This window comes from Streptomyces sp. NPDC050548 (assembly GCF_044457385.1).
GTDB lineage: Bacteria > Actinomycetota > Actinomycetes > Streptomycetales > Streptomycetaceae > Streptomyces.
The window spans coordinates 220310-244821 of record NZ_JBITGV010000009.1; the positions used below are offsets into that span (position 1 = coordinate 220310).

Sequence of the window (24512 nt, forward strand, 5' to 3'; positions counted from 1 at the left end):
CCCCACTCCTCATCTTCTACGTTCGCAAGGATCGCCCATGCCCGTACAGAAGGTGCTCGTCGTCGGCGGCGGCATCACCGGTAGCGTGCTGTGTCTCGCGCTCGCCCAGCGGGGCGCCGAGGTGGAGCTCGTCGAGATCTCTCCGCAGTGGTTCGGTGTGGGCCATGGCATCACCGTCCAGGGCAACGCGCTCAAGGCGCTGCGTTCCGTGGGTGTCCTGGACCGGGTGCTGGCCCGGGCGGTGCCGTTCGACATCATGCGGCTGCGTACGGCCGACGGCGGGCTGATCACCGAGTTGAACACCCCGCACACCGGCGGGCCCGAACTGCCGTCCACAGCAGGCGCGTTGCGCTCGGATCTGCAGGACGCGCTGTGCGACGCGGTGCGCGGGCACGGGGTGCGGGTGCGCCTCGGACTGAGCGTGGACCGGCTCGACCAGTCGCCCGACCATGTGGACGTGTCCTTCACGGACGGATCGACCGGCCGCTACGACCTCGTCGTGGGCGCCGACGGCATCAACTCGGCGATGCGCGCCCTGATCGGCATCGACGCCAAGCCCAGCCCCGTCGGCATGTCGATCTTCCGGGTCGTGGCGGAGCGCCCGGCCGAGATGGACTGCTCCGAGGTGTACTACGGCGGTCCCCGTTTCAAGGCCGGCTACAGCCCGATCTCGCCGGACCAGTGCTACGCATACCTCCTCGACGAAAACCTCGACACCTCGCTCATCGGCCCGCGCGCCCCACTCTCCCTGCTGCGCGAGCGCGGGGCCGGGTACGGCGGGACCTGGGGAAAGATCCTCGCCTCGCTGCCCGACGACACGGCGGTCGACTACCGCTGGATCGAAGCGATCCTGGTCGACGAGCCCTGGCACCGGGGCCGCGCGATGGTCATCGGTGACGCCGTGCACGCCTGCCCGCCGCTGATCGCGCAGGGCGCGGCGATGTGCATGGAGGACGCGGTGCTGCTGGCGGAGCTGGTGACCGGGGACGAGTCGACGGAGAAGGCCCTGGAGACCTTCATGGCCAGGCGACTGCCCCGGGTGCGGATGGTCCTGGAGAACTCCCTCCAACTCGCCGACTGGGAGATCCATCCCGGCACGCCCGGCGCCGACCCGGCCCGCATCATGTCGGAGACGCTGGACAACCTGACGGCGGCGGCGTGACCGGCTCGCCCGTGGTCGACTTCCACGGCCACCTCGCCGTCCCCGCCGCCGACGCCCTGGTCGCGGGAACCCCGGGTCTCGCCGCCGAGCTGGCAGCCGAGCAGCGCGCCCACTCGCCCGCGTCCCTGGCCGTCAACCGCACCCAACTCCAGCGCCTGGCAAGCAAGTTGACGGACGTCACCACCCGCCTCGCGGACCTCGACGCGATGGGCGTCGACATCCAGGTGGTCGGCCCGATGCCGATGCACCACTACTGGGCGGACCCGGACCTCGCGATCCGGCTCGCCCGTACCGTCAACGAGGTCGTGGCCGCCCACTGCGCCACCGCGCCGGACCGTCTTTTCGGCCTGGGCACCGTCCCGCTCCAACACCCTGACCTGGCGGTCGCGTTGCTGGACCAGGCGGTCAACGACCATGGCTTGTACGGCATCAGCGTCTCCACGACGGTCGACGGCCGCGAACTCGCCGACCCCGCACACGACGTGGTGTGGCAGCGGGCGGAGGAGCTGGGCACGGTCGTGTTCCTCCACCCCTGGGGCTGCTCCCTCGGCGAACGCCTGGCGACCGACTACCTGGGAAACACGGTCGGTCAGCCGGTGGAGACGACGGTCGCGCTCTCACATCTGATCTTCACCGGAGTCCTGGACCGTTTCCCGCGCCTGAAGCTGGTGGCGGCGCACGGGGGCGGCTATCTGCCGACGTACATCGGCCGTTCGGACCACGCCTGGCGGGTACGCGAAGACGCGCGTGGCTGCGCCGAGTTGCCCAGTTCCTATCTGCGGCGGATGTGGTTCGACGCGCTGGTGTACAGCCCGCGCGCACTGCGCCGGCTGGTCGAGGAGGTGGGTGCGGACCGGGTAGTCCTCGGTACCGACCATCCCTTCGACATGGGCGTCGACGACCCGGTGGCCCGCCTGGACGCGGCCGGGCTCGCTCCCGCCGACCGGGCCGCGATCGCCGGGGGCAACGCTCTCGACCTGCTGTTGAAAGGACACACCCGATGACGACCCGCCCCGCTCTCGGTCCGATCGAGGAAGAACTTGCCAAGGCCCGTTCCGCCTACCGCAATTGGGGCCGCTGGGGTGAGGACGACGTGCTCGGCACGCTGAACTTCATCGACGACGCGATCCGCGCCCACGCGGTGGGCCTGGTGCGGCGCGGGCGGTCCTTCTCGCTCGCCCAGGAGTTCAACGAGTCGGGCCCGCAGCGCGGTTTCCGCGGCCGTATCAACCCCGTCCATTACATGAAGGACACCGGCTCCGACGCGGCGGCCGGCACCCAGGGTTTCCCGCACGGCTTCGGCGGCGCCGACGACCACGTCGTGATGCCCCTGCAGGCCTCCACACAGTGGGACGGCCTCGGCCACATCTACGACAACAAGCAGGCGTGGAACGGCCGTCCGTGCACCATCGTCAACGGCGACGGCGACTCGGTCACCGGCATCGAGCACATGAAGGACGCTTTCACCAGTCGCGGGGTCCTGCTCGACGTGGGCCGTGCGGTCGGCGACGAACACGGTGAACTCCCCGACGGTTTCCCCATCTTGGAGGAACATCTACGCGCCACGATCGAGACGCAGGGTGCGACGAGTTCGGTCCGGCGCGGCGACCTCGTCCTGATCCGCACCGGCCAACTCGGCCGGGTACGGCGGCTCGGCGCATGGGGCGGTTACGCCGCCGGTGACGCGCCCGGCCTCTCCTTCACCACCCTCGGCTGGCTGCACCGCACCGAGATCGCGGCGATCGCCTCCGACACCTGGGGACTTGAGGTACGGCCCTACGAATTCCCGCAGCCCGCGATGTCCCCGCTGCACCAGATAGCGATCCCCAACATGGGCCTCCCGCTGGGCGAGATGTGGGACCTGGAGGCACTGGCGGAGGACTGCGCGGCGGACGGCGTCTTCGAGTTCCTGCTGGTCGCCGCACCCCTGCCAGTGACCGGCGCGGTGGGCGCCCCCGTCAACCCGATCGCGATCAAGTGAGTACCCACGTGAACCTGAACCGCTTCTCGGGCACCCTCCACCTCCCCGACGACGAGGACTTCGAGACGGCGTGCTTCGGCCGGGTCTTCAACGCCCGCCGCCCGTACGACCGTTCACCGGCCGCCGTCCTGATGGCCGAGTCGGAGCAGGACGTCGTGGAGGGCGTACGGCTGGCTCTGGAGCGGGGCTGGCAGGTCGCCGTCCGTTCCGGCGGGCACAGTTGGGCCGCCTGGTCGGTGCGCGAGGACGCGCTGCTGATCGACCTCGGGGGCTTCCGCGAGATGGCGTACGACCCGGGGACCGGGATCGTGACGGCGACTCCGAGCGTCAAGGGTGGGGATGAACTGAACCCGTATCTCGGCGAGTTCGGCCGCTTCTTCAACGGCGGGCACTGCCCCTCCGTCGGCATCGGGGGCTTTCTGCTCCAGGGCGGGCAGGGCTGGAACGCGCGCGGCTGGGGCTGGGCGGCGGAGAACATCGTGGCGATCGATGTCGTGACCGCCGAGGGCGAGTTGGTGCGCGCCGACGAGAGCCGGCACAGCGACCTGTTCTGGGCGGCGCGCGGTGCGGGACCCGGCTTCTTCGGCATCGTCACCCGCTTCCACCTCCGCACCCGTCCGCTGCCGAGGTACCTCGGTCACACCGTGCACGCGTACCCGCTGGACCTGTTCGACGAGGTCATGACCTGGCTGCACGGCATGCACCACACGGTCTCGGACCTGGTGGAGATCGTCGCGCTCACGCAGACACCTCCCGACCTGGACGAGCCGGTGCTGCTGGTCACGGGCGTGTCGATGACCGACACCGCCGAGCAGGCCGCCGAGGCCCTGGCGCCGCTGCACGCCAACCCGTACGCGGACCGGGCGCTGTTCCGCGTTGAGGCCCAACGGACCACACTCGCCGAGCAGTTGCCGGGCCAGCGCACCGCCAACCCCGAGGGCCACCGCTACCTGGTCGACAACGCCTGGCTGACCGGCCCCGCCGACGAGGTCGTACCGGCGATCCGCAAGGCGTTCACCGAGCAGCCCACCCGGCAGACCTTCACCATCTGGTTCTCGATGGCACCGCTGCGCCAACTCCCCGACATGGCCTTCTCGTTGCAGTCGGAGATCTACTGCGCCACGTACGTCATCCATGACGATCCCGCGCGGGACGCGGAGTTGCGTACCTGGCTGGACAGCGCGATGGCGGACATGCGGCCGGTCACCGCCGGCCAGTACCTGGGCGACTCCGACTTCACTGTGCGGCAGTTGAGGTTCATGGGCGACGAACAGTGGCGGCGGCTGCGGGAGATCCGGGCCACTCGCGACCCCAAGGGACTCTTCGTGGGCTACCTCAGCGCGGGGACCGTCACCAACACCAACCACTGGGAGCAGTGAGCGATGCGTTTCGCGACATACGAGTACGAGGGCGTGGAGCGCGCCGGGGCCGTCCGGGACGGGACCGTCCATCCACTGCCCGAGGGCGTCACCGTACTGACCCTGCTGGAGCAGGAGGTGCTGCACGCGGCCGGTACCGAAGCACTGCGTCGGCCAAGCGACTTGATGGTGGATCAGGTGCGGCTGCTGCCGCCGTTGAAGCCGCCGTCCATCCGGGACTTCGTCGGGTTCGAGGCGCACATCGAGGGGGTGTCGAAGTCACTGGACGGGCTTGAGCACGTGCCCGAGGAGTGGTACCGGGCGCCCAACTTCTACTTCACCAACCCCCATGCGGCGTACGGCGCGCACGACGACGTGCCGATCCCCGCGGGCTGCTCGGTGCTCGACTTCGAGCTGGAGGTGGGGGTGGTCATCGGCCGCGCCGGGCGTGATCTCACGCCGGAGCGGGCGCGTGAGCACATCATCGGCTATCTGGTCTTCAACGACTGGTCGGCGCGGGACCTCCAGAAACCGGAGAAGAACCTCGGACTCGGCTTCTCCAAGGGCAAGGACTTCGCGAACACGCTGGGCCCCTGCCTCGTCACCGCTGACGAGGTCGAGGACCGGCGCGACCCGGACGGCTTCCTCGACCTGGAGATGACGGTCACCCTCAACGGCGAGCTGATCGGCCGCGACACCCTCGCCAACGTCTCCTGGACCTTCGAGGAGATGATCGCCTACGCCTCCCGGGACGCCTGGGTGCGCCCCGGGGACATCCTCGGCTCGGGCACCTGCGGCTGGGGAGCGCTGGCCGAGTTCTGGGGCCGGGTCGGCGAGCGCACCCCACCACCGCTCCAGCCGGGCGACGAGGTGACCCTCGCGGTGGAGCGCCTGGGCACCCTCTCCAACCGCGTGGTCCCCGGCCGTACGGACGTGTACCTGCCGCGGGCCCGCAAGCGCGGCCGGACGCCGCGACCGTAGCCCTGCCCCTCGGTAGGCCTTCCGACCTGCACACATCCGGGGATCCGATGGCAGCTATCGGATCCCTGTGACTTGCCTCCCGGACTCTTCCTCGGTGGGAAGGCGGTCGTTACGCTCCGGTTTCACCGAGCTTCAACGACGCGGCCGGAAGGACAGGCGCATGGGTCTGGGAGCAATCGACCTGAATCTTCTGGTGGCTCTGGAAGCCCTCCTGGAGGAGAAGAACGTCACCCACGCGGGGGTGCGGCTGTCCACCAGCCAGTCCGCGATGAGCGGCTCCCTGGCCCGGCTGCGGCGGCACTTCAACGACGAGCTGCTGGTGCGGGTGGGCCGCGAGTACGAGCTGACCCCGCTCGCGGAACGGCTGCTGCCGGTCGTCCAGTCCTCCCTGCACAAGGCGGAGGAGGCTCTGTCGCTGACCAGGCACTTCGATCCCTCGCGCAGCCGGCAGCGGTTCTCGGTCGTGATGTCCGACTACGTCATGACGGTCTTCGTGGAACCGCTGTTGCGGGCCCTCGCGCAGGAGGCGCCCGGTATCCGGATCGACTTCCACCCGATCGTCATCGGGCAGCTGGAGACCGAGACGCATCTGCGCTGCCACGACCTGATGATCGTGCCGCTCGGCTATCAGCTGCCGGGCGTGAGCGAGGCCGTGATGCACGACCGGTTCGTGTGTCTCGTCGACCCGGACAACCCTCGGTTGGTGGACGGCCGGCTCTCGCTGCGCGACCTCGCCGAGATGCCCCACGCGGCCTGTGCGGTCGGCAAACTCACGCCCGCCGACCGGCAGTTGGAGACCCTTGGCATCACGCCCCGGGTGCAGGTGAGCACGCCCGGCTTCAACGTGCTGCCGTTCCTGGTGAGCGGCACCGACCTGGTCGCCGTGGTCCCCGAGCGGCTCGCCCGCCGCTACGAGGGCTTCGCGCGCTGTGCCGTCGTACCGACGCCCTTCCCGGACGTACCGCTGGTGGAGGCCATGTACTGGCACCACAACCGGCACGCGGACCCGGCGCACCGCTGGCTGCGGGAGACGGTCCGCGAGGTGGGCGCTTCGCTGGACGACCCGGTGGCGCGCGAGATCGCCGACGAGATCGCCGGCGCGGATGCCACCCATGCCGATCGTGCGTTTCCGGAGCTGACCGCGGCTTCCTAGCGTGGACGGGAGACAGCCCGCACCCCTTGGAGGCAACCGTGAGCCGCACGCGTCTGGCCGGTCGTACCGTCGTCGTCACCGGGGCCGCGCAGGGCCAGGGAGCCGCCGAGGTGGCGGCGGCGGCTCGCGAGGGGGCGACGGTGGTCGCGACCGATGTCCTGGACGAGGCGGGCGAGAAGCTCGCCGCGTCCCTGCGCGCCGACGGCCTGGACGTCACCTACCGGCACCTGGACGTGTCGTCCGAGGACGACTGGGCGGACCTCTCGGCCTCCCTCACGGAAGTGCACGGCCTGGTCAACAACGCGGGCATTCCCATGCGGGCGCGGCTCGGCGATGTCCAACTCGCCGACTGGAACCGGGCGTTCGCGGTGAACACCACGGGCGCCCTGCTCGGCATCCAGGCGCTCACCCCGCTGATGCCGCCCGGCTCGTCGATCGTGAACGTCGGCTCGGTCGCGGGTCTCACCGCGCATCACGCGGTCGCGTACACGACCAGCAAGTGGGCGCTGCGCGGCCTGTCGAAGGTGGCGGCGCTGGAGCTGGCGCCGCGTGGCATCCGTACGAACGTGATCCACCCCGGCTACATCGAGACGCCGTTGATGGCGTCCGCGAACCCGGTGTTCGTACAGGCCCATCTGTCGCTGACGCCCCAGGGCCGGGCCGGGACGGTGGACGAGGTGGCGCCGTTGGTCGTCTATCTGCTGTCGGACGAGGCGTCGTACGTCAACGGCGCGGAGATCACCGTGGACGGCGGGTACGCGGCGCACGGCGGGGTGAAGGCGATCACGAACGCGCTCGACGCACCGTGACGGCCGGTGTCCTGGGCGGCACCGGCCGTCGTGGGTGAGGGCTGGGCGCTACTGATCGGTGCGGTCCGTGCGGAGGTTGGCGGTCAGCCGGTTGATGCTCTTGACCGCGAGTTCTGCGAAGTTCGAGCGGGCGACGATGGCGGTGGTCTCGCCGTGCCGTCGGACGCTGCGCAGGTCGCGTTGGACCTGGCGCGAGAGCTGGTGGAGTTCGCGTTGGGCGGTGGCGAGCCTCCGCTCGGCGGCGGTTCGGGCCTGTCGGTGCTCCCGTCGGGTGCGGGGAGTGCCGGTGCTGCCGGACGAGGTCTCTGTGGGCATGGCGGTGCTCGCCTCCGTGGTGGTGGGTCGCGTCGCCGCGAGCGGGCGGACGCCGACGGTGGCCAAATAGGCTTCTACGGCCGGGAGTTCGGCGGTGTCGACCACGGCGGCGACGTATCCGTCCGGGCGGACGAGCACCCACTGCTCGACGGACAGTCCGTAGGCGCTCTGCACGCGGTCGCCGCTGTCGAGGATGTCGCCCCGGGTGCCGATGGTGTGGATGTGCAGGCCCGGGCGCGGTGCCGGGGCCGAGGACTCGTCGACGTCATGGCCCAGCAGGGTCCAGTGGGAGCCTTGGAACAGGCTGAACAGGCGGGTGGGCAGGCCGCCCGCACCGGTGACGGGCGCGTCGGGCGCACGGTCGCCGGCCAGTACTCCCTTGTCGCGCCCCGGAGTGCGCAGCGACAGGGGCGAGTTCAGGTAGCCGAGGTCGAGCTGACCGACCTCGCGGCCCCGGTGGATGTCGCGGTTCTTGGCCGCTTCGAGCAGCTTCTCGGACAGGCCGAGGACGGCTTCGGCGATGGGCCGGCGTTCCTGCTCGTACGTCTCCAGCAGGGAGTCCGGGGCACCGTCGAGTACGGCGGCGAGCTTCCAGCCGAGGTTGTAGGCGTCCTGGACACTGGTGTTGAGGCCCTGTCCGCCGGTCGGCGGGTGGCAGTGCGCCGCGTCCCCGGTCAGGAACACGCGCCCCCGCCGGTAGGTGTCGGCCAGCCGGGCGTTCATCTGGAACGCGGACGCCCAGGACACGGAGTGGATCACCACGTCCTCGCGGCCGGTGCGTTCACGGAGGAAGGCGGTGAGCCCCTCGGCCGAGAGGTCCAGATCGACGTCGAAGGGGACGGGGGCCTGGAGTTGGAACATGTCGGTGCCGTAGAGCGGGCACATCGAGAGCTGCCCCGCGGTGTCCTCGCCCCAGCGGTGCCAGGCGTCCGGCGAGACACCGTCGCCATACACGTCGGCCACGATCGCCCGTACGCCGAGGGTCTTACCGGGGAAGCCGATGCCAAGTGTCTTGCGGACGAAGCTCGATCCACCGTCGGCACCGATCAAGTACCGTGCGCGTACGCCCTGTTCACCTTCCGGGGTGGCGATGCGCGCGGACACGCCGTCGGCGTCCTGGTCGAAGCCGACGAGTTCATGGCCGTAGTGCGGGGTGTGGCCCAGCTCGGCGAGGCGTTCGCGCAGCCGACGCTCGGTGAGGAACTGCGGGACGAGCAGGGGTATTTGGTACGGCTCCTCGGGCGTCGGCTCCGACATCTCCACGCCGACCTGGTCGATGGGCCCGTCTGCGGTGTAGACGCGCTGGACGGGATACTCACCGCCGGAGGCGACGATCCGGTCGATCACGCCGAGGTCCTCGAAGACCTCCTGGCTGCGGGGCTGGATGCCCTTGCCGCGGGAGCCGGCGAACGGCTGCGGCGCCTTGTCGATCAGCAGGAAGGCGGTGTTCCTGCGGGCGAGGTCGAGGGCGAGCGTCAGACCGGCCGCGCCGGTGCCGCAGATGACGACGTCGGTGTCCGTGGTGGGAGGCATGGCTCCGGGCTCCTTCGGTAACTCCATTGATTTCAGTACGAGTTGCATGACGGCCTTGCCGGGGTCAGGGCACCAGGACGGTGCGTACGCCCGGGACCTCGGACGCGTTCCAGGCGCTCTCGACGTCGGCGAGGGGTACCGCCTTGGCGGTGACCGCGATGCCGCCGCTCTCGATCTCGTCGACGAGGGACGGGAGTTCCTCCAGATACGTCCTGGTCGACACCGCGCCCTGGCCGTTGCCCTGGAGCCGGAAGTTGGCCGAGCGCAGTGCCACTGACGGGAGTTCGATGGTGGGGCCCGCCATGGCGCCGATCTGGATCCAGTTCAGGGCGCGGCTCCGGTCGGCGCGGGCCCGCAGCACCGCCATGATCGCGTCACCGGCGGGCTTGCCCCACAAGTAGTCGATGACCAGGTCGACTTCGGCGGCTTCCTTGGCCAGCGCGGTCGCGGTGGCGTCGGCGTCGTCGGTGAGCGCGACGGTCGCGTCCGCGCCGATTCCGGGCAGTGCCGCCAGGCGGGCCCGGTCGCGTCCGGCGCCGACGACCCGTCCGGCGCCGAGCCGCTTGGCGACCTGGACGGCCATCTGTCCGGCGTTGCCGGTGGCGCCGAGGACCAGCACCGACTGCCCCGCCTCGATCGGAACGCGGCGGCGCAGCGCCACCCAGGACGACATGGCGGGGTTCATCGCGGCGGCGATCTTCACCACGTCCGCGCCGTCGGGGAGCGGGACGCTGCGGCGGCCGTCGATGACGGTGCGGGTGGCCATCGAGCCGGCCAGTCCGTCGTCGGCGACGAAGTACACCAGCCGACCGTCCTCTCGACGGCCGACCCCGTCGACTCCGGGCACCATCGGCAGCTTCCCGGTGCTGGTGTAGTGGCTGCCCGACGCGCCGGTGCGGACTCGGGGGTGCAGGCCCACAGCGAGGACGTCGACCAGTTCCTGGTCCTCGTCGACGGGAGCGGGCAGGTCGAACGGCTCGTAGCGGGGCGGGTTGTCGAACGAGTTGACCACCGCGGCGTGGATGTCCATGAGAGCTCTCCTCGGCTTTGGTTCGCGGCACGGAAGGTACGCGGAGCAGAAAGTACGCGACACAGAAAGTACGTGGCACGAATTAAATTAGTAGGTGCCACGTACCTTTGCAAGTAGAATCGGGACCATGACCTCACCGCGCGACACCGCGCCCCCCGCGACCGAGGACCTCGGCCTGGTCGACGCCCTCGCCCAGCTGTCGTTCCTGGTGCAGAACGCGCTGGCCGAACTCGCCGGGGAGCACGACCTGTCGCTCACCCAGACGCGGCTGCTCGGGATCCTGCGGGACCGGGAGCCGACGATGAACGAACTCGGCCGTCACCTCGGCCTCGACAAGTCCTCGATCACCGGCCTCGTCGACCGCGCCCAGCGTCGGGGGCTGGTCACCCGCACGCCCAGCACCGTCGATCGCCGCTCGTTCCAGGTGTCGATCACCGACGCCGGCCGACAGCTCGTGGAGCAGGTCGCCGCTCAGTTCGCCGAGCGGATCGAGAAGTGTGTCGAGCCGCTTCCCGAGGCCGACCGGAAGCGGCTGTCGCGGATGGCGACGCGGATCGTGACCGCCGACGCCCAGGACCGCGGCGTCGACCTGCGCACCGATCCCCGCTGACCGGACCCCGTCAGAGGGAGCCGCGCGGCACCGTCACCACGTGCTTGCCCACGACGCCGCCGCGCTCGAACGCCCGGTGCGCAGCGGCGATGTCCGCGAGCGGGTACACGCTGTCGATCACCGGGCGCAGCGCACCCGAGGCGACACGGTCGGCCACCTCGCGCAGCACGGGGGTCTCGGGGTTGGCGCTGAAGGTACGGATACGGCGGGAGCCGTGCACGCTCGACGCGGCGATCGCGGCAATGGCGGACGGGGACAGTCCGACGGTGACCATCCGGCCGCCCTTGGCCAACCGGCCGCGGTAGCAGTGCAGTTCGGTGCCGACGGTGTCGACGATGACGTCGAACGGCCCGATCCGGTCCGAGGTGGTGGAGCCGTAGTCCAGGACCTCGTCGGCGCCGAGATCGGCAAGCAACTCGGCGTGCCGGTCGCGCGCCAGCGCGGTCACCCGGCCGCCCATCGCGTGCGCCAACTGCACGGCGGCCGTGCCGACTCCGCCGGCCGCGCCCCGCACCAGGACGCGTTCCCCGCTCACCAGCCGCACACTGTCGCGCAGCGCGATCAGCGCCGTGGAGCCCGCGACCACCAGGGCCGCCGCCTCGACCGACGAGAGGTCCGCCGGCGCGTGCGAGACGCGCTGCGCGGGGACCACGACGTACTCGGCCGCCCCCGCGACGGAGTGCCGCTGCCGGGGATGCACCATGCCCCACACCCGGTCCCCGACCCGGTAGCCCTCGACACCGGCGCCGGTCGCGGCGACGGCGCCGGCGAAGTCCAGCCCCACACCGACCGGGAAGCGGCGCCCCGACACCATCTTCAACTCCCCCGCCCGGACGATCACGTCGTGTCCGTTCACGCTGGACGCCTCGACCGCGACCAGCACCTCGCCCGAGCCGGGAGCGGGATGCTCCACTTCATTGACCCGCAGAACGTCCGCAGTACCGAAACTCGTGATCTGAACGGCCTTCATGTCGCTGTCCTTCCGTGGCCCGCCGTGTGGTTGGTCCGATGCTGGACGCCGCACGCGACATCTCGGTCGTTCTTCTTTTCCTGGGTCCGGCAGACCCACCCTCGCGGGCCGCACCGACGGCATACTGACGCGGTGACCGACTCCTCCCCCGCCATGAGCGACGATCCCCGACGCGAGCTCGCGGAGTTCCTGCGCACCCGCCGAACTCGGCTGCGGCCGGAGGACGTCGGCCTGGAACCCGGCCCAAGACGGCGCGTCGCGGGACTGCGCCGGGAGGAACTGGCACTCCTGGCCGGGGTGAGTTCGGACTACTACCAGCGCATGGAGCAGGGACGCGACGTACGCCCCTCCGAACAGGTCCTCGACGCCCTCGCGCGCGCCCTCGACTTCTCCGCCGAGGAGACCCGCCATCTGCACGGCCTCGCCGCCGCCGCACGCAACCCGGCCCGCCCGCCGCGTTCGTACGAGCCGGAGGAGGTACCGGACACCACGCTGCGACTGCTGCACGGCATGACCGCGCCCGCTCTGGTCGTCGGCCGTTTCCTGGACGTGCTGGCCTGGAACCCGCTCGGCGGTGCCCTGTTGGGGGAGTTCACCAGGCAGCCCCAGCGGGAGCGGAACCTGCTGGCACTGTTCCTGCGCCCCGAGGCAGACCGGACCTGCCCGAACCGGGCGGCCACCGTCGCGGAGCTGATCGGGATGCTGCGGACGCAGGTCGCCGCCGATCCCGGCCACCCGCGCGCCGTCGAACTGGTGGGTGAACTGGCCGTCCGCAGCGACGAGTTCGCGGCCCTGTGGGCCCTCCACGACGTGACGGAACCGACCCGCGGCCAGATGCGCCTCGACCACCCCCGGGTCGGCGAACTGAACCTGGACTGGGACGCCTACCCGATACCGGGCAACCCCGGTCCCGCACTCATGGTCTGCACGGCCGCCGAAGGGAGCCTCGACGCCGAGCGACTCCAACTCCTCGCCGACCTGCTCGACGCCCGCTGAGGCCGGGCCCCGGTCAGCCGCCCAGCCGGAGTCCCGCGAGCCAGGCGTCAGGCGTGCCGGGTGTCGACTCCTCGGCTGCCAGGCGAGCCAGGATCCGCCGTGCGCGGCGCAGAAGTGCGAGGGCGGTCATCGGAACCTCCGGTGTCATGGGCTGATTTCCCTGTCTTCACCCCACCGACGAGCGGCCCCTACGCGGATCGACACTCCGCGAGCCGCTTCTCCAGGAAACGCCGCTCCGCCGCGTTCTCCACCAGCTCCAGCGCCCGCCCGTACGCTTCGGCCGCCTCCGTCGTACGACCGCTGCGGCGCAGCAGATCGGCGCGGGTGGCGGGCAGCAGGTGGTAGTCGGCCAGTTCACCCGACCGTTCCAGCTCGGCCACCAACTCCAGCCCGGCGTCCGGGTGTTCGGCCATGCCGACGGCCACCGCGCGATTGAGGCGCACCACGGCCGAGGGCACGAAGCGCTCCAACTCGCCGTACAGGCCCGCGATATCGGCCCAGTCGGTGTCGGCTGCGGTGGGTGCGGTGGTGTGGCAGGCGGCGATGGCGGCCTGGATCTGGTACGGCCCGGGGCGGCCTCGTCGGAGGGCCGTCTCCAGGAGGGCGGCGCCCTCGTCGATCTCCGCCCGGTCCCAGGCCGTACGGTCCTGGTCCTCCAAGGTCACCAACTCACCCGCCGCATCCACCCGCGTGCCACGGCGGGCGTCATGGAGCAGCAACAGGGCCAGCAGGCCCAGCACTTCGGGCTCGTCCGGCATCAAGTGGGCCAGTACGCGGGCCAGTCGGATCGCCTCCGCACAGAGGTTCGTGCGGACCAGGTCGGCGCCGGACGTGGCAGCGTACCCCTCGTTGAAGAGGAGGTAGACCACGCCGAGCACCCCGGTCGTGCGCTCGGGCAGCAGATGTGCGGGCGGTACCCGGTAGGGGATGCCGGCGTTGCGGATCTTCTTCTTGGCGCGCACGAGCCGCTGCGCCATGGTCGCCTCGGGGACGAGGAAGGCACGGGCGATCTCGGGCGTGGTCAGCCCGGCGAGCGTGCGCAGGGTGAGGGCGACCCGGGCCTCGATGGGCAGCGCGGGGTGGCAGCAGGTGAAGAGCAGCCGCAGCCGGTCGTCCTCGACGCCGCTGTCGTCACCGTCGTACTCCAGGTCGTACGGTCCCTCGTCCCGTCCCAGCACCGCGACCTCCCGGAGTTTCGCCGCCCCGACCGCCTCCCGGCGCAGGACGTCGAGGGCGCGGTTGCGGGCGGTGGTGGTCAGCCAGGCGCCGGGGCGGCGCGGGATTCCGTCGCGCCGCCACCGGTCCAGTGCCTGGGCGAAGGCGTCCTGCGCGCACTCCTCCGCGAGGTCCCAGTCGCCGGTCACCCGGATCAGGGTGGCGACGACCTGGCCCCACTCCTCGCGGAAGGCGGCGGCGACGGCCTCCTCGACGTCCGGCACGTTCACTCCCAGACCGGCCGTACCTCGACCGAGCCGCCGGCAAGCGCGGCGGGGTGCCGGGAGGCGAGCGAGATCGCCTCGTCCAGGTCGGCGACCTCGATGATGTCGATGCCGGCGACGTACTCCTTGGACTCGACGAACGGGCCGTCGCTGAGCAGGACTTCGTCGCCCTGGACGCGGACGGTGGTGGCGTCGGAGGACGGGCGCAGCCGGGCCCCGCCGCGCATCAGGTCACGGCTGCGGACCTCGTCGATGTACGAGGTGAAGCGGGGGTCGGCGGCGATCTCGGCGGGGCTGAGTTCCTCGCCGTCGACGGGTGTGCAGATCAACAGGACGTACTTCATGACCGCTCCTCGGCCTTCTCGGTGGCGGCTGAGATGTGTTCGTGGACGATCTCCCAGCGCAGTCCGGTGTTGCGGTAGCCCGTGGTCACGCGCAGTACGTCGTCCAGCGGCCGGCCGTCGCTGCGGGTGCCGCGCAGCCGGACGAGGGCGTGACCGAAGGCGACGGACTCGTCGACGTGGACGCGGAACTCCAGCACCTCGCGGGTCAGCGGCCAGGTCACACCCCCGAGGACGTCCTCCACGGCCTTGCGGAAGGCGGCGGTCCCGGGCCGTTCGGCGTCGAGCGCGCGGATCTGCGTCTCGCCGTCCTCCTCGCCGTCCATCGGCCAGAAGGGGCGCACCTCCATCGCGCCGATGGTGGCTACGGGATGCTTGGCGGCGGCCTCGACGGCCTCCTCCAGGGTGTCGCACTCCAGGATGTCGAACCCGGCGACGTACTCCTTGGTCTCCGCGAACGGCCCGTCCGTACGGAGCACCTCGCCGCCGCGCACCCGTACGGTGACGGCGTCGGCGGGCAGGGCGAGCCGGTGGCCGTGCAGCCGTACGCCGCGGTCGCCCAGTTCCTCCACCCAGGGTTCGACGGGTGCCATCCCGGAGGCGTCGGCGGTGTCGTCGCCGCACACGAGCAGCATGTACTTCATGGATCCTCCCGGTCCTCATGAGCTTCCTACACCCCACCGACGAACGCGGCCGGGCCGAATCGACACCCCCTTCGGAAATCTTCTTCGGAAACACGAAGAGGCCGGGGCGACAAGGCCCCGGCCTCCCCTACGACGTACGGCCTACGCGGTCGCCGCCTGCACCGACGGCTCCCCCGCTTTCACGGTCGAGCGCTCGGTGTTCTTGCGCACCAGCAGCAGGGTGACGACCGCGCCCAGCAGGGAGGCGCAGCCGCAGATCACCACGCCGAGGGCCATGCCGTGGCCGAGGGCGGTCTGCGCGGCGGCCTTGGCCGAGGCACTGCCCGCGTTGACGACGGCGAGGGGTCCGGCCGCCTTCTCCATACCCGCGTCGGCCCCGCTGAGCTTGCCGACGAGCGCGGAGGAGGCCGCGCTCATCGCGATGGTGCTGATGACGGCGGGGCCGAGGCCCTGGCCGAACTCGCGGACCAGGCTGGTCGCGCCGCTGGCCATGCCGGTCATGTTGATGGGTACGGCGTTCACGGCGGCGGAGGTCAGCGAGGACACCACGCAGATGAAGCCGACGCCGAGCAGCAGCACCGGGCCGATGAAGGCGGCGAGGGAGGTGGTGGTGATGGGCAGGGCGGCGATCCAGAACTGGCCGGCGGCCATGGGCAGCAGGCCGCCCATCAGGAGCCAGCGGGCGTCGACCCGGGTGAGCATCTTGCTGAGCACCGGCGCCAGCAGCAGCGGGATCAACTGGAGGATCACGAACGGCATTCCGGCCCGCAGCGGGCTCAGGTGCATCACCGCGCCGAGACGGATCGAGACGCAGTAGGCGGTGCCGATGAAACCGAACATGCCGGCCAGCGCGACGACGGCCGCCGCCGCGAACGAGGGGATCTTCAGCAGGCCGAGGTCGAACATCGGGGAGGCCGCGCGGGTCTCCGCGACGACGAACCCGACGAGCGCGACGGCCGCCAGGGTCAGCGAGCCCACGATCGCCGCGCTGTCCCAGCCGCGGTCGCCGCCCTCGATGACGCCCCAGAGCAGGGCGGTCAGGCCGACGGCGATGGTGATCTGGCCCGGCCAGTCCAGCGCGCGGCCCTCGGGCGCCTTGGAGTCGGTGACGAGCTTCCAGGAGGCGACCGCGACGATCAGACCGAGGACGACCGGCGGCACGAACGCCCAGCGGAAGTCGGCGACCGTGGCGAGGATCCCGGAGGACAGCGGGCCGAGGGCGGAGGCGAGGGAGATCGACAGCGCCCAGGTGGAGACGGCCTTCGCCCGGTCCTTGCCGTCCGGTGTGGCCGCCGCGATGACCGCGAGGGAGCTGGGGAACAGCGCGGCGGCGCCGATGCCGGCCAGGGCCTGCCCGGTCCACATCATGGTGATGTTCTGCGAGGTGGCGTTGAGGAGTTCACCGAGCGCCAGGACGAGCCCGCCGAGCACCAACAGGCGCTTGCGGCCGAAGAGATCGCCCACCACACCGAAATTCAGTTCCAGAATCGCGGTGGGGAGAATGAACGCGGAGGTAACCCAGGCGACCTGGGAACCCGAGGCGCCGAATGCGGCCTGGATTTCCCCGTTGATGGGCGAGGGAACGGTAATGCACAACTGTGCCGCCGCGACCGCGAGACAGCACGCTATGAGCGTTCCGGGGTCCAGTCTTTTCAAGGAGATCGAATCCGTCATCGTGCGTGCCCTCACTCTGCGTTTTTCTCTATGAGTTCGATGAGATTTCCCTCGGGGTCACTGACCCAGGCCATGCGCACTCCGGGCTCGGGGGACGGCCCGGGTGCCATGACCTCGCCCGCGCCACGGGCCACCAACTCCTCGTGGACGGGGTCGAGTTCGGGGGTGGTGACCGCGAAGTGCCCGTATCCCTCGGTGAGTACGGCGGTCATCGGGTCCGGCGCGCGAAGGCCGGGGGCGGAGCCGGGTCTGGCGAGCAGCTCGATGCGCCAGCCCCGCGGATGCTCCAGGACGACACCCCTCAGACCAGGCCCTTCGAGATGGAACTCGAAGACGGTCTTCAGGCCGAACGCCCCCTGGTACCAGGCGGTTTGGGCGGTCAGGTCGCGTACGTTGACGCCCACGTGGTCGAGTCGGACGGTCACGGCGGCTCAGCCCGCCATCGCGCTGTCGCCGCCGTCGACCATGAGGTTGGCGCCGTTGACGAAGGCCGCCTCGTCGGAGCAGAGGAAGGCGGCGGCCCGTGCGATGTCCTCGGGCTGCCCCACCCGCCCGACCGGGATCCGCGCCTCCAACTGGGCCTTGGGGCCGTCCGGATCGTCGAGGAAGGGTGCGGTGGCGGAGGTGCGGGTCATGCCGGGGGCGATGGTGTTGACGCGGATGCGGTGCGGGGCGCCGGCCGCGCACAGGTGCATGCTCATCGCCAACACCCCGCCCTTGGCGGCCCCGTGGGGCACCATCGGCATGAACGGCGCCCCGCGTACGGCGGCCACGGAGGCGACGTTGAGCACGGCCCCGCCGCCACGGGCGATCAGGTGCGGCCAGGCGGCCTGGGTGCAGAAGTAGGGGATGTCCAGCTCGTTCTTGATGGTGAAGTACCAGTCCTCGGCAGGCATGGTCTCGAACGGGCCGTTCCGCAGTGCGGAGGCGTTGTTGTAGAGGATGTCGATCCCGCCGAAGGCCGCGATCCCGGCCTCGATCCACTCCCGGGCGCCGTCCTGGATGGACAGATCCACGGGTGCCAGGGACCGCATGATTCCACCGGCCTTTTCGACGAGTTCAACGGTCTCGGCCGCACTGTCCTCGTCGATGTCACAACCGAAAACCTCGGCGCCCTCGGCCGCGAATATCTGCGCCGCGGCCCGCCCTATTCCTGCCCCCGTTCCACTGATGAAAGCGATTTTCCCGGCCAGTCGACCCATGATTGCCAAGTCCCTTGTCCCGTGCCGCCGTGGTGCGGTGGTGGCAGCGTAGGTACGGCCATTGACCAGAACAAGAAATGGGTCGGCGAAGGGCCATCGGGGGTTCGTATGGCTGGTATGAGGCGGGAAGCCGGGAACTCCGCACAGCTTCACGGCAGGATGTCCCCATGAGCACCGACGACCAGGCCCGGCTGATGCGCGCCAACCAGGCGAACTGGGACGCCCGCACCCCCGTCCACCTCGCCAGCCGCTTCTACGGCCTCGACGGCGACCCGGACCCGGAGCGCTGGTTCGCCGCCTTCGAGTGGGAGGACCTCGGCGACCTGGCCGGCCGTGACGTGCTCCACCTCCAATGTCACCTGGGCACGGAGACCCTCGCGTTCGCGCAGCGCGGTGCGCGCGCCACCGGCCTCGACTTCTCCGAGGCGTCCGTGACGGCCGCGACGGACATCGCGGCGAAGGCGGGCCTCGACGTCGACTACGTCCAGGCGAATGTGTACGACGCCGTCAAGGCCCTGGGGCAGCGGCAGTTCGACGTCGTGTACACCGGCAAGGGCGCCCTGTGCTACCTGCCCGACCTCCCGCGCTGGGCGGACGTGATCGCCCAACTCCTGCGCCCCGGCGGCTTGTTGTACATCGTCGAGTTCCACCCCCTGCTCAACTCCCTGGGCCCGAAGCCGAATCCGGGCGAGGGACCCGAACTCCTTCTGCGCCACGACTACCTGAGCGGCGGAAGTCCGGTGCACCGGGACGCGACGTTCACGTACACCGACGGTCCGGCCGTGGCGGACGCGACCGACAGCTATGAGTGGATGCACGGAATAGACGAGGTCATCAACGCGTTGACGGCAGCGGGACTGAACATCCGACGGCTCCGCGAGAGCGAGGAACTCCCGTGGCCGCGCTGGCCCCGGATGGAACGGACCCCGACCGGCTGGTGGCGACTGCCCGAGCCGCGGATCCCCCTCCTCTACGGCCTGCTGGCGAGCCGCTGAGCCGTATCTCACAGCCGGACCCGCACCGGGTGTGCTACGGTGCGGTCAGCACTTGTGTACGCCCCGTTCCGGGCGCCGGTGCCAGAACCACTTCTTCTCCGCCGACCGGCCCGTCGATTCCGACCGGCACACGGCTTCCTCACACCACTTCGTGACCGGCGTTTTTCCGCCGCACCCGAGGTGATGTTCCCGCCGCCCCGAGGAGCGCCCATGCGCCCTCCCTCCGCGGCTTCTCCCCCTTCCTTCCGCATGACACATGCAACCGTCCTTGAAAGGACCACCCATCATGACCACCACACTCGAACCCCCCGTACAGGAACAGCCCCGCACCCAGACCGCGACCGGTGTCCTCGACATCGACGGCAACGGGAAGGGGCACCTGAGGGCGCTGAACCTCCAGCCCTCGCCCACCGACCTCCAGGTCTCCCCCGCGCTGATCCGCCGTCACGGCCTGCGCAAGGGCGACCTCGTGGAAGGCGTCCGCGGCGGGCAACGCGCCCTGACCGAGATCGCGTTCGTCAACGGCCGTACGCCCGACGAACTGCGCGGCCGACGCCACTTCCGCGACCTCACCCCGCTGCACCCGCGTGAGCGGCTGCACCTCGAACACCCGGCGGCCGGACTCACCGGACGCGTCGCCGACCTCATCGCCCCCGTCGGCAAGGGCCAGCGCGGACTGATCGTGGCCCCGCCCAAGACCGGCAAGACCGTCCTGCTCCAGCAGATCGCGGCGGCCGTCGCCGGCAACCACCCCGAGGCCCGCCTCATGGTGGTACTGCTCGACGAACGCCCCGAGGAGGTCACCGACATGCGGCGCTCCGTGCGCGGCGAGGTGTACGCCTCCACCTTCGACAAGGCCCCCAAGCAGCACATCGCGCTGGCCGAGCTGGTGATCGAACGGGCCAAGCGGCTCGTCGAGGCCGGCGAGGACGTCGTGATCCTCCTCGACTCCCTCACCCGCCTCTGCCGGGCGCACAACAACGCGGCGGCCTCGGGCGGCCGCACCCTCAGCGGCGGTGTCGACGCGACCGCGCTGATCGGCCCGAAGAAGTTCTTCGGCGCCGCACGCCTCGCCGAGGAGGGCGGCTCGCTCACCATCCTCGCCACGGCCCTGGTCGAGACCGGCTCCCGTGCCGACGACTTCTACTTCGAGGAGCTGAAGAGCACCGGCAACATGGAGCTCCGCCTCAGCCGCGAGCTGTCCTCCCGCCGGGTGTTCCCGGCCGTCGAGATCAACCCGTCCGGCACCCGCCGCGAGGAACTCCTGCTCACTCCCGCCGAGTTGACGGCGGTACGAGGCCTGCGCCGCGTCCTCCAGAACAGGGACGGCCAGAGCAGCACGGAAACCCTGCTGGAGCGCATGCGAGAGACCCCGGACAACGCGACGTTCTTGCGCCGCATCCAGCCGACGCTGCCGTCGAACTGACCCGAGCTGTCGTCGTTCAGGGGCGCGGGGAACTGCGCGCCCAGCCCCCACCGGCCCGCAGCCGAACCACTAGCGCATCCGGGTGCTGACTCGCCTCAATCGGCCCGGCCAACGCCCTCTGCAGCCCCTTCGTTCCTACGTTTGCCGGTATGACTATCGGATTCTCGTCTCGGATCGCCATGTCAGCCTGCGTTCTCTGCCTGACAGGCGCCCTCGCGTTCACCCCCACCGCAGCGACAGCCAACACCGGGCCGGATCCCAGCACCCAGGTCCACCCCCACCCCGGTGCCCCTCAACTCCCGGACGTCTCCGCCCTCTCCTGGCTCGTCGCAGACACCAACACCGGGGCAGTACTGGCCGCCCACGACGCCCACCGCAGACTCCCACCCGCCAGCACCCTGAAGACCCTCTTCGCCCTGACCGTCCTCCCCACCCTGCCCGGAGGGCTCCGGCACCGCGTCAGCGAACAGGACCTGGCCGGCATCGGCGAGGGCAGCAGCCTGGTCGGGGTCGAGGCGGGCCGCACGTACCGCGTCGCCGACCTGTGGCGCGGGGTCTTCCTCAACTCCGGGAACGACGCCGTGCACGTCCTGGCCGCCCTCAACGGCGGCTGGGACGTCACGGCCGCCCGGATGCAGGCCAAGGCGCGCTCGCTGGGCGCGCTCGACACCCATGTGATCTCGCCGGACGGCTACGACACCGACGGCCAGGTGTCCTCCGCCTTCGACCTCGCGGTGTTCGGCCGGGCCGGGCTGCGCAACGCGGACTTCGCCCGGTACTGCTCCACCGCCGAGGCCGAGTTCCCGGGTGACGGATCGTCGTACGCGATCCAGAACACCAACCGGCTGCTGACCGGCAACGACGGCGTGGAGCCGTATCCGGGGCTCATCGGTGTCAAGAACGGCTACACCACCCACGCGGGCAACACGCTGGTCGCGGCGGCGCGTCGGGGCGGGCGGTCGCTCGTCGTCACGGTGATGAACCCTCAGGCGGGCGGCGGCTTCACCGTGTACGAGGAGGCGCGCGAGTTGCTCGACTGGGGTTTCGCGGCTGCGGGGCGGGTCGATCCGGTGGGTTCGCTGGACGCGTTGCGGGCGAGCCCGCGGCCGGGCCCGAGGCCAGGTCCCACCGCCGTACCGGTGGCCGCCGCGGCGGCGGCGGACGAGGGTCCGGGCTGGGCGGAGACGGCCGCGGTCGCCGGGGCCGCCGTGCTCGGCGCGGCAGCGGTCGTGCTGGCGTTGCGGTTCAAGGGCCGTCGGCTCCCCGGGGCCTGACCGGTCGGCAGCCACAGGAGCAGGCCGAGCGTGACCCAGGTGTACGTGTTGCTGCCGAGGAAGCCGTCGATGCCCGAGGAGTCGTCGAACCAGAGCCACACGACACTCGTGCACATCACCGCGTACAGGGCACCCGCGATCCGCCGGTGCCCGGCGCGGACCAGCACGGCGAACGAGGGCAGCAGCCACACGAGATGGTGCACCCAGGTGATCGGGCTGATCAGACACGCGGTCAGTCCGGTCAGCGCGAAGGCTGCCGTCCAGTCCCCCGCGACGACCGCACGGCGTACCCGCACCGCCCATACGCACAGCACGAGCAGGACGACCGTCGCCCACAGCGGGCGGCCGGTCTCGCCGAGGCGGGCCAGGACGCCTTGCAGGGACTGGTTGGAGACGTAGTCGAGGCGGCCCACCCGGGTGGTGTCCCACATCGCCTGGGTCCAGTAGAACTTCGATGCACTCGGGACCACCAGGGCCGCGAGCCCGGTCGCCGCGAGCGCCACGGCCGTCGCCACCGCGGCGGCTTTCCAGCGTCTGGCCACCAGCAGCAGGCCGATGAACAGTGCCGGCGTGAGCTTGATCGCCGCCGCGAGGCCGATGCCGACGCCCGCCCAGCGGCCCCGGCCGGTGGAGAGCAGCCAGCCGTCGCCGAGGACGAGGGCCAGCAGCAGGAGGTTGACCTGCCCGAAGCTGAAGGTGTCGCGCAACGGCTCGAACAGCGCAAGACCGCAGGCGACCAGCGCCCACCCGAACCAGCCGTGGCGCCGCCATCCGGGACCGGCCAGAATGCCCAGCACCACGGCGAGGGCCACCAGGTTGAGGGCCAGCGCGGCGACGATCGCGGTGCCGAGCCCGAGGTAGCCCATCGGGGCCATGCTGACGGCGGCGAACGGCGGATAGGTGAAGCCGTAGGTCGTGCCGGGCACGTGGTAGTCGTAGATCCGGCCGCCGTGGTGGAGCCAGGTGTGGACGGTGCCGTAGTAGACGCGCAGGTCGAACCAGTCGCGCAGCAGTGGGACGGTCGCGGTGAAGACGGTCACGGTGGTGGCGAGGGCCAGCACCAGGAGGAGTCGGCCGCGGTCGGTGGTGGGTGTTCTCATGCCGTACGTCCCAGGGCCGGGGCCTCGGCGGCCTGGCGGGCCTGCCAGAGGACGACGATCGCCAGGACTCCGCCGGAGACGGCCAGCACGAGTTGTCCGATGTCGGCGGGTCCGCCGCTGGGCAGCACGGCGAGCGCGAGGACGCCGGTCACGGCGGCCACCCGGTGCCGTACGGATGTGCTGGGCGCGGCGGCGGCGATGAGGAAGAGACCCCACAGGGCGTACCAGGGGCGGATGGCCGGGCCGAAGGCGGCGACGACCGCGAGGCTCAGGCCGAGCGCGTAGACCGGGCTGGGGCGCAGGCGGAACCATATGGCGAGGATCGCCGCGCCGGTGACCGCTAGTCCGAGGGCGTGCCAGGCCGGGATCGCGAAGGGGGCCAGGCTGCTGCCGAGGTGTTCCAGCAGGGCGCCGGTGGCGCGGCCGAGGAGGCTGGTGAGGGCCCAGTTGTGCGCCGAGACGGGTGTGTCGAGGGCGCCTATCCAGCCGTAGCCCGTGCCCGCGACGGCCGTGGCGGCGACCGTGGTGACCGCGGACGCGACGACGGTCGTCGTGACGGCCTTGGCCGGGCTGCGGCCCGCGCGGATCTGCAGCAGCACGACCGCGGCGAGCCCGAGCGCGGCCGGAGCCTTGACGAGGGCGGCGAGCGTGACGAGTACGGCGCCCAGGATCGGCCACCGGCCGCGCGCCGCGACCAGGCCTGTGCCGAGCAGCCCGAGCATGATCGCGTCGTTGTGGGCGCCCGCGACCAGGTGGAGGAGCACCAGCGGGTTGAGGGCGCCCAGCCACAGCGCGGCGGCCGGGTCCGCGCCGCACTGCCGGGCGAGTCGGGGCAGGGCGGCGGCCATCAGGCCCACCCCGAGCAGGGCGACGAGCCGCATCCCGAAGAGCCCGGCGGGGAGTTCACCACGGGTCAGTCCTGACAGCCCCGAGGCCAGAGCCAGGAACACCGGGCCGTACGGCGCCCCGGTGTGCTGCCACAGGGGGGCGACCTCGTCGGCGAGGGGGCCGCCCAGCGCGGCGGGGCCGTGCGCGTAGACGTCCATGTGGGCGTCGACCATGGCGCCCTGCGCGAGGTAGCTGTACACGTCCCGGCTGAACAGCGGCGGCGCGAGCAGCAAGGGCGCCGCCCATACGGCGAGGACCAGCAGCAGGGAGCGCGGGGTCGGCGGTTCGGCGCTGCGGATCAGCCTGCCCAGCAGCAGCCAGGCCGCTATCAGCAGGACGACACCGAAGTAGACCCCGACGAGCCCCAGCGCGGCCTGTGCGGAGGCCGGGGAGAAGAGGTCGGCGGACGGAAGTGCTCCGGCCGTCTCGCCGCCCAGCGCGAGGACGGCGGTACCGGCCAGACCGAGTACCTGACAGCGGCGGAGATCGACGGGAAAAGCCATGGCCAACACTCGTTCAGCGTGTCAACGCCGGATGGCGGGAAAGCGACGCCCCGCTCTCCGCGCGGCGGACGGCGCGTGACCTCCGTGTGATCGGGCCTCGGTACCCGTGGAGTCGCCGTACGTGTGGG

Annotated in this window: 23 protein-coding genes and 1 pseudogene; 12 read left to right on the forward strand and 12 right to left on the reverse strand. The window is 71.1% G+C overall.

Annotated elements, in window-relative coordinates:
• Positions 1 to 37 precede the first annotated feature (37 nt).
• From ACIBJH_RS25495 to ACIBJH_RS25525, 7 genes are all read left to right on the forward strand, one after another.
• Positions 38 to 1162 carry an FAD-dependent monooxygenase gene (locus ACIBJH_RS25495; protein ID WP_399119161.1) on the forward strand — a complete coding sequence of 375 codons (1125 nt, stop codon included), beginning with the start codon at positions 38 to 40 and terminating at the stop codon, positions 1160 to 1162.
• A complete protein-coding gene (locus ACIBJH_RS25500) occupies positions 1159 to 2166 on the forward strand; it encodes an amidohydrolase family protein (RefSeq protein WP_399119162.1) in 1008 nt (335 codons plus the stop codon). The genes ACIBJH_RS25495 and ACIBJH_RS25500 overlap by 4 nt, the downstream gene beginning before the upstream one ends.
• Entirely contained in the window at positions 2163 to 3143 is a 981-nt protein-coding gene (locus tag ACIBJH_RS25505) for a cyclase family protein (protein ID WP_399119164.1), read from the forward strand. The genes ACIBJH_RS25500 and ACIBJH_RS25505 overlap by 4 nt, the downstream gene beginning before the upstream one ends.
• Before the next feature lie 8 nt (positions 3144 to 3151).
• The gene (locus ACIBJH_RS25510) at positions 3152 to 4522 is read left to right on the forward strand and encodes an FAD-binding oxidoreductase (protein ID WP_399119312.1); all 1371 of its coding nucleotides are present in this window, start codon (positions 3152 to 3154) and stop codon (positions 4520 to 4522) included.
• Positions 4523 to 4525: 3 nt separating this feature from the next.
• Positions 4526 to 5482: a fumarylacetoacetate hydrolase family protein gene (locus ACIBJH_RS25515; RefSeq protein WP_399119165.1), complete on the forward strand. Its 957-nt coding sequence runs from the start codon at positions 4526 to 4528 to the stop codon at positions 5480 to 5482.
• A gap of 160 nt (positions 5483 to 5642) precedes the next feature.
• On the forward strand, positions 5643 to 6635 hold the full coding sequence (locus ACIBJH_RS25520) for a LysR family transcriptional regulator (RefSeq protein WP_399119166.1): 993 nt from the start codon (positions 5643 to 5645) through the stop codon (positions 6633 to 6635).
• 38 nt (positions 6636 to 6673) lie between these two features.
• Positions 6674 to 7444 carry an SDR family NAD(P)-dependent oxidoreductase gene (locus ACIBJH_RS25525; protein WP_399119167.1) on the forward strand — a complete coding sequence of 257 codons (771 nt, stop codon included), beginning with the start codon at positions 6674 to 6676 and terminating at the stop codon, positions 7442 to 7444.
• Between the two features lie 48 nt (positions 7445 to 7492).
• Here ACIBJH_RS25525 and ACIBJH_RS25530 read toward each other — a convergent pair whose 3' ends face one another.
• Together ACIBJH_RS25530 and ACIBJH_RS25535 are read right to left on the reverse strand one after the other, a co-directional pair.
• A complete protein-coding gene (locus ACIBJH_RS25530; RefSeq protein ID WP_399119168.1) occupies positions 7493 to 9292 on the reverse strand; it encodes an FAD-dependent oxidoreductase in 1800 nt (599 codons plus the stop codon).
• A 64-nt stretch (positions 9293 to 9356) separates the two neighbouring features.
• On the reverse strand, positions 9357 to 10322 hold the full coding sequence (locus tag ACIBJH_RS25535) for a zinc-binding dehydrogenase (RefSeq protein WP_399119169.1): 966 nt from the start codon (positions 10320 to 10322) through the stop codon (positions 9357 to 9359).
• Between the two features lie 127 nt (positions 10323 to 10449).
• Between ACIBJH_RS25535 and ACIBJH_RS25540 the strand changes: the two genes are divergently transcribed.
• The gene (locus ACIBJH_RS25540) at positions 10450 to 10932 is read left to right on the forward strand and encodes a MarR family winged helix-turn-helix transcriptional regulator (protein WP_399119170.1); all 483 of its coding nucleotides are present in this window, start codon (positions 10450 to 10452) and stop codon (positions 10930 to 10932) included.
• Between the two features lie 10 nt (positions 10933 to 10942).
• Here the strand turns inward: ACIBJH_RS25540 and ACIBJH_RS25545 are convergent, their stop codons facing one another.
• Positions 10943 to 11902: an NADP-dependent oxidoreductase gene (locus tag ACIBJH_RS25545; protein WP_399119171.1), complete on the reverse strand. Its 960-nt coding sequence runs from the start codon at positions 11900 to 11902 to the stop codon at positions 10943 to 10945.
• A 153-nt stretch (positions 11903 to 12055) separates the two neighbouring features.
• On the opposite strand from ACIBJH_RS25545, the gene ACIBJH_RS25550 reads away from it, so the two are divergent.
• Entirely contained in the window at positions 12056 to 12898 is an 843-nt protein-coding gene (locus ACIBJH_RS25550) for a helix-turn-helix transcriptional regulator (protein ID WP_399119313.1), read from the forward strand.
• 13 nt (positions 12899 to 12911) lie between these two features.
• On the opposite strand, the gene ACIBJH_RS25555 is transcribed toward ACIBJH_RS25550, so the two are convergent.
• The 7 genes from ACIBJH_RS25555 to ACIBJH_RS25585 all read right to left on the reverse strand — a co-directional run bounded on the left by ACIBJH_RS25555 (position 12912) and on the right by ACIBJH_RS25585 (position 18198).
• Positions 12912 to 13046, reverse strand: coding sequence for a hypothetical protein (locus ACIBJH_RS25555; RefSeq protein ID WP_399119172.1), 135 nt, complete (start codon positions 13044 to 13046; stop codon positions 12912 to 12914).
• 40 nt (positions 13047 to 13086) lie between these two features.
• Complete coding sequence (locus ACIBJH_RS25560; RefSeq protein WP_399119173.1) at positions 13087 to 14343, reverse strand: RNA polymerase sigma factor; 1257 nt, start codon at positions 14341 to 14343, stop codon at positions 13087 to 13089.
• Positions 14340 to 14681: a YciI family protein gene (locus ACIBJH_RS25565; protein WP_262060703.1), complete on the reverse strand. Its 342-nt coding sequence runs from the start codon at positions 14679 to 14681 to the stop codon at positions 14340 to 14342. Before ACIBJH_RS25565 ends, ACIBJH_RS25560 begins: the two co-directional genes overlap by 4 nt.
• Positions 14678 to 15322, reverse strand: a complete 645-nt coding sequence (locus tag ACIBJH_RS25570; protein ID WP_399119174.1) for a YciI family protein — start codon at positions 15320 to 15322, stop codon at positions 14678 to 14680. The genes ACIBJH_RS25565 and ACIBJH_RS25570 overlap by 4 nt, the downstream gene beginning before the upstream one ends.
• Before the next feature lie 141 nt (positions 15323 to 15463).
• Entirely contained in the window at positions 15464 to 16996 is a 1533-nt protein-coding gene (locus ACIBJH_RS25575; protein WP_399119175.1) for an MFS transporter, read from the reverse strand.
• A gap of 11 nt (positions 16997 to 17007) precedes the next feature.
• On the reverse strand, positions 17008 to 17421 hold the full coding sequence (locus tag ACIBJH_RS25580) for a VOC family protein (protein WP_399119176.1): 414 nt from the start codon (positions 17419 to 17421) through the stop codon (positions 17008 to 17010).
• A gap of 6 nt (positions 17422 to 17427) precedes the next feature.
• Positions 17428 to 18198, reverse strand: coding sequence for an SDR family NAD(P)-dependent oxidoreductase (locus ACIBJH_RS25585; RefSeq protein WP_399119177.1), 771 nt, complete (start codon positions 18196 to 18198; stop codon positions 17428 to 17430).
• A gap of 167 nt (positions 18199 to 18365) precedes the next feature.
• Between ACIBJH_RS25585 and ACIBJH_RS25590 the strand changes: the two genes are divergently transcribed.
• The 3 genes and pseudogenes from ACIBJH_RS25590 to ACIBJH_RS25600 all read left to right on the forward strand — a co-directional run.
• Positions 18366 to 19193, forward strand: a complete 828-nt coding sequence (locus tag ACIBJH_RS25590; protein ID WP_399119178.1) for a class I SAM-dependent methyltransferase — start codon at positions 18366 to 18368, stop codon at positions 19191 to 19193.
• Between the two features lie 286 nt (positions 19194 to 19479).
• A complete protein-coding gene (gene rho / locus ACIBJH_RS25595) occupies positions 19480 to 20619 on the forward strand; it encodes a transcription termination factor Rho (RefSeq protein ID WP_399119179.1) in 1140 nt (379 codons plus the stop codon).
• A 179-nt stretch (positions 20620 to 20798) separates the two neighbouring features.
• Positions 20799 to 21545: pseudogene (locus ACIBJH_RS25600) on the forward strand (D-alanyl-D-alanine carboxypeptidase family protein); the annotation flags it as partial.
• A 59-nt stretch (positions 21546 to 21604) separates the two neighbouring features.
• Here ACIBJH_RS25600 and ACIBJH_RS25605 read toward each other — a convergent pair.
• Complete coding sequence (locus ACIBJH_RS25605) at positions 21605 to 22993, reverse strand: glycosyltransferase 87 family protein (protein WP_399119180.1); 1389 nt, start codon at positions 22991 to 22993, stop codon at positions 21605 to 21607.
• Complete coding sequence (gene mptB / locus ACIBJH_RS25610; RefSeq protein WP_399119181.1) at positions 22990 to 24384, reverse strand: polyprenol phosphomannose-dependent alpha 1,6 mannosyltransferase MptB; 1395 nt, start codon at positions 24382 to 24384, stop codon at positions 22990 to 22992. The genes ACIBJH_RS25605 and mptB overlap by 4 nt, the downstream gene beginning before the upstream one ends.
• Between the last annotated feature and the right edge of the window lie 128 nt (positions 24385 to 24512).